Annotated in this window: 2 protein-coding genes; both read left to right on the forward strand. The window is 42.2% G+C overall.

Annotation, left to right across the window (positions count from 1 at the left end; translation table 11 throughout):
* Positions 1-963 (forward strand): helicase-related protein (locus U0M88_RS07540; RefSeq protein ID WP_331869422.1); only part of this gene is annotated, 963 nt, incomplete at its 5' end.
* 9 nt (positions 964-972) lie between these two features.
* On the forward strand, positions 973-1,821 hold the full coding sequence (locus tag U0M88_RS07545; RefSeq protein WP_331869423.1) for a hypothetical protein: 849 nt from the start codon (positions 973-975) through the stop codon (positions 1,819-1,821).
* Positions 1,822-1,927: the final 106 nt, after the last annotated feature.

Consider the following 1,927-nt stretch of genomic DNA (forward strand, 5'->3'; position numbering starts at 1 on the left):
CTGGCTGATGGAAGTATCTTATTGGTGGTAGGAACGCATGCCTTGTTTCAGGAAGCTGTCTCCTTTAAAAATCTGGGCTTTGTGATCGTGGATGAACAACAGCGCTTTGGCGTACGTCAGCGAAGATCTCTTTTGGAAAAGGGAAAAGCCGTCGATCTTTTGATGATGTCAGCAACCCCAATTCCAAGAACGGCCGCTCATTTCCTGTTTGGCGATTTGGATGTATCCAATATCAAGACCATGCCGCCGGGAAGAAAACCGGTAAAGACCCAGTATGTACCCGGTTCCAGCATGAAACCCATCTTAAAAGAGTTGTTGCAGGGAATCAAAGACGGATGGCAGGGATATGTGGTGTGTCCGTCTATTGAAGAAAATGAAGAAACTTCTTTGCGCAGTGTGCAATCCATTTATGAGGGTATGAAGAAGACATTAAAGGATGTATCGATTGCCTTGTTGCATGGAAAGATGAGCGCGGCTCAAAAAGAGGAAAACATGCAGCAGTTTGCCGAACACAAAATTGATATCCTTGTCAGCACTACGGTTATTGAAGTTGGAATAGATGTTCCCAATGCGACATGGATGGTGATTTATGATGCGCATCGCTTTGGTTTAAGTACGCTGCATCAGCTGCGAGGAAGAGTGGCGCGAGGTCCAAGGCAGGGGCATTGTTATTTGTTGAGTTCGACAAAGGAAGAAACAGCCATAGAGCGATTAAAAATGTTAGAGAAATACACAGATGGTTTTTCCATTACCGAATATGATTTAAAAACACGTGGTCCCGGTGATGTACTCGGCTTTCGTCAAAGTGGTGTTCCCGGTTTCTTGTTTGCCAATTTAAATACAGATCAGGCGATGATGGAATGCTGTGTGCAGGATGCTAAAGAAATTCTGGAGCTCCGAAGCGATACGGCGATGTTGGAATATGTGGAGCAGGCACTGGAAAACGCATCGTATTTCGATTAGAATATCCATATGGAACAAGAAAAAATCAAAGATAAAGTCATCTATTTTATATCGATCATCACGATGGGCACGATCCTCATCAGCATGGCTTATTTCTTTTTCTTACGAACGGTTGAAATTGACATCACCGAAAACATAGAAGTTTCCTATACCGGAGAAAATGGTATGGCAACCATTGACGTCAGTGCTCGAAAAGACGATTTGAATCAAAGAATGCAGGAATTTTTAGATACGGTGGATTTTGAAGTGAGTCCCAATCATGATCTTTCCAATGGCGAAGTGGTGACGATTACAGCGACCTATGATGAGAATTTGGCACAGCGATATCATTATCAGATCACAAACACGACAACAGAACTGACTGTAGAAGGATTGTTGGACCGGTATGCTTCTTTATCGCAGATTGATCCTTCCTATTTAGAGGATGTTTTAGAAGCCGGGCGATCCTATGTTCAAGATCATTCACAGGAAATTCTAGCGCTGAATGGTTCTACCGATGAGGATGAAAACTGGAAATTAGACAATCTGCAGGTGACTTATGCGGCTTTTTTGAAATCCTACTCCTCGGAAGCAACCGATCGTATCATCCAGATTTGCCGATTAGATTTTACATGGAAGGACCAGACAAGAACGCTGTATTATCTGGTTTGTGTGCCGGAAATCAATGATGGAAATGAAGTGCAGACACAAGACATTTTTGGGGAACGTGCTTATATGAGTGAGCAGGAAATACAAAATCAAAGTTTTAGTGAATATGTACAGCGTGTTTTTGGCAAGCAATATCAGATCGAACAGATCCTACAAACACAGCCGGCAGAAGATACAGAGACTTCACAGGAAGAAACAGAAAATGAATAAAACAAAGGGGGTCTAACAGTTGAGTAGTTTTTGAACTACTTTGGACTATTAGTCCCTTTTTATATGTGTATGAACCCCTAAATAATAAAAATCCCCAGTTCATCTC

Origin of the sequence: Faecalicoccus sp. (genome assembly GCF_036552745.1) — a bacterium.
In the GTDB taxonomy this organism is placed as follows: Bacteria; Bacillota_I; Bacilli_A; order Erysipelotrichales; family Erysipelotrichaceae; genus Faecalicoccus.

Bases quoted from the DNA above. Each gene is read 5' to 3' on its own strand.
- U0M88_RS07545 (WP_331869423.1), top strand. From the start codon at position 973: ATGGAACAAGAAAAAATCAAAGATAAAGTCATCTATTTTATATCGATC.